At 39.8% G+C, this 3049-nt stretch carries 4 protein-coding genes; all 4 read right to left on the bottom strand.

Features of this window, described 5'->3' with window-relative positions; all coding sequences use genetic code 11:
- Positions 1-23 precede the first annotated feature (23 nt).
- The 4 genes from RDQ32_RS10985 to RDQ32_RS10970 are packed head-to-tail and all read right to left on the bottom strand — an operon-like array spanning position 24 to position 2972.
- Entirely contained in the window at positions 24-710 is a 687-nt protein-coding gene (locus RDQ32_RS10985) for a prepilin peptidase (RefSeq protein WP_308580527.1), read from the bottom strand.
- 10 nt (positions 711-720) lie between these two features.
- The gene (locus RDQ32_RS10980) at positions 721-1341 is read right to left on the bottom strand and encodes a pilus assembly protein (protein ID WP_308580526.1); all 621 of its coding nucleotides are present in this window, start codon (positions 1339-1341) and stop codon (positions 721-723) included.
- Positions 1338-1994 carry a hypothetical protein gene (locus tag RDQ32_RS10975; protein ID WP_308580525.1) on the bottom strand — a complete coding sequence of 219 codons (657 nt, stop codon included), beginning with the start codon at positions 1992-1994 and terminating at the stop codon, positions 1338-1340. The genes RDQ32_RS10980 and RDQ32_RS10975 overlap by 4 nt, the downstream gene beginning before the upstream one ends.
- Positions 1995-2027: 33 nt before the next feature.
- Complete coding sequence (locus tag RDQ32_RS10970; protein ID WP_308580524.1) at positions 2028-2972, bottom strand: DUF3137 domain-containing protein; 945 nt, start codon at positions 2970-2972, stop codon at positions 2028-2030.
- Positions 2973-3049 lie beyond the last annotated feature (77 nt).

Below are 3049 nucleotides of genomic sequence, written 5' to 3'. Positions count from 1 at the left end.
CTGCTCCCTTCAAGAGCACCGTACTATATCAAGGACAGCATCAAGCTAATACCATAGCCTACAATGATAAAGCCTCCCATAGGAAAGGCATCTTTAATCTTTATTTTCTTCAGAAGCAAAAAGGGGATGAACGTAATCGCACAAAGAATAAAGGAGAAAAGAAGAATAATACAGGCCGCACTGATGCCGGAATAAAAGGCAATGGCAGCATATAATTTTACATCTCCCATCCCCAATCCCCCCTTTGATAGGAATACCATCAATAGAAGAAAGAGCAATAAAATAAACAGGGAACCTAAAGACTGGAAAAGGAACTCTCTCCACCCAAGGTGATAATACAAAATTTCAATGAGTCCTATCACTACCCCTGCCACCAGAAAGATGAGCACTAAAATATTCGGAATAATGTATTTTTCCCCGTCTACAATGGCCGCTACAGCCAAAATAAAATACAACAAAGTCAGACGAACAATAGCAAAGGTATCTACTGCGTTCTGTGCCGTGAAGTATCCCAATACAGCGGAAAACAGAATAAACAATCCATACAATATATTTTTTGCCTTTTTATTGAAAATCGGATGGGTTTCCTTTTTATCTATCCCTTTTCGCTGTTGCTGTTTTTGATGCCATACCAGCAAAATGTGGCTTAGCTTAATAGCTAACACAGAGAGAAGCAGATATAATACACCGATGCCTAGTTTTAAAGCCATGTTTTCCCCTTTAATAGTCTTCCAATCCCCACAAATGAACCTTCACCTTCTGGGATAAGTCCAATGGTTCTGTTTTAAAAAGATTAAACCAAAACTTCATCTTGTACTTGGCAACAAGGGTTAAGTCGCCGTTATTGACTGTCCCGCTAAGCTCCATGTTCCCTACTACGCCCAATTTTTTTAATTTAGTATAAGCACTGAGTTTATTTCCATCCCCGGTAAAATAAGAATAAAATCTGTCTTCCAGCACGCCGAAAGACACTGTTTCATTCTTGTGCCAGCTTTCCGCAGAAGAAAAGCTCTTGTCTCGTACCACATAACGCTCAAATCTTTGCAAAATAGTACTTACACTGGTATTCTCCAAGCTTATCTTTTCATTCCAATAAGGATCCAGACTAAGACTATTGGCCGTTTGCACCAAAGTATGCATCACTTGATTCTGCGCCGAAAACACAAAGAACACACCATTCAATGCCATAAATAGAAAGCAGAATATGGGCAAGATAATCGCCGCCTCTAAGGTAACGGAAGCTCTTTCTCTAAGAAGCTTCTCTTTAAGATTGTTTTCAACGGTATCTTCAACGTGATTTCGATTGCTCTTCATTTTATCGTTTTCCTCTTTTCCCATCATGAATCCTCTCCAAAAGAAGTAACCAAACCGAACAAATCCTTTCCAAGACTAATAAAGGAATCTATCACTCCTGCGACCTTGGACAGATCACTTACTTTATTATTGGCATACTGGCTAAAATGAACCGTGTTTACATAATGAAGCACATCCAGAGTTGAGGCAACTGCCACTACTTTTACTTTGTTGGACTCTTTTAAGCCGACTTTCTCCAACAAGGGTGCAAAAAGAAAATCAAAGCTTTTCTCCGCTTCCAGTACATAATGGCATCGTCCAAGATCATCCGGAACTCGCTTTACCCTTACCGTTTCCTTACCGCCACCATTTCCACCACTGTACTTCGTAAGTCTAAATCCCAAAAATCTACTCGCTTTCTCATTTCCGTTTATGAGAAGGTTCATTTGTTTCATGCTAAGATAGCGATACAAGCCTATATTTTCAATATCTTGCACCGTTATCTCCTCTTTGTATTCCAAGCCTTCGTATTTATAATTCTCTGCAACTCTCACTACCGCCGCATTGCAGGCTGCTGTAAACATGTTTCGCTGATACAAATGAACGGATAAAGCCAAAAAAAACATAAGAATAAAGATAGAAAATATCATTCCTATCCCCCATTCCAGCATTATGGTTCCCTCTTCACTTCGAACATCCATAACTCACCTCTTTTGTTCCCATTGTTTTCATTGCTATTTAGAAAAAACCGATGCCATAGCCTTTGCTTCCTGACTTAAGTCTTTTAGATAGAGAGCCGCTTTTTCCACCGACCACTCACTCAGCTTCTTCTTGGTATCCGGCACCGGAAACATATATTCATTGGTATATTTGCTGATATAAAGCTTATTCCCCTTAAGGTAGGCACAAAGTCCCTGATCTGAAATCTGCTCATCAAACCAAGCCAGAACACTTGGACTTAAGAACTTTCGAGCAGCAATCTCATCCGTACAGTAAATGTTGTAATTTTCATTGTGCCGCACATCCTCCACATCAATCTTTTGCTCACCCTCTAAGGCTCCCGCATATTTTCCCTGGGTCTCTATATTCAAATGCGCAAGTTTCTTTGTGGGCACAATCCGTACATGCCCTTGATAAACTTCCGTCAGAGTTAGGGCGTACAAAACGCCTTGGAAATCCCTCACTGTCTTAGTTCGTTTTTCCTTTCCACTCTTGTACTCTTCTTCATGCCAGGCATACAAATTACAAACACTAAGGTTTCGTTCATCATGAAATTTCAGTGCATAGAATTGATTATACTTCTCTGACTTGGGAACCGCATATTTTACATCCTCTATAGGCTCTTCTCCCCAGGAGTGAATCTTAGCCTTCGGAAGTATTGCCTCCAGTATCAGATTAAGAATCTGTTCTGTATAGATATCATCCAAATCGATATCACTTTTGCTCTTAAAAAAGGGGATGATGATTAAGACAAACAGCAGGACTACTGCCAAAGGAAAGCCTGCACGACGAGGCAGATAGCACAACACGAAGAGACAAATTAGTCCCTTGGCAGCCATATCTACACCTTGCCTGTCTCTTTTTACAAGTTCGTCTTTTATCAGTTTATAGTTTTTTTTAAACTCTTCAGTGCGTTTAAGTTCCTTTAATTTCTCTACTTCTTCAGCTGTTAATGCCATTTTCCTATTTTCTCCTTTAAAATTGTACTTCCGTGAATGCTTTCACCTCTGATGCAATTTATTGGCCTTCCCTTATT

This window comes from uncultured Oribacterium sp. (genome assembly GCF_902481605.1).
Classification (GTDB): Bacteria; Bacillota; Clostridia; order Lachnospirales; family Lachnospiraceae; genus Oribacterium; species Oribacterium sinus.
The sequence above is the reverse complement of the archived record's forward strand: the minus strand, read 5'-3'. Positions and strand labels throughout refer to the sequence as shown.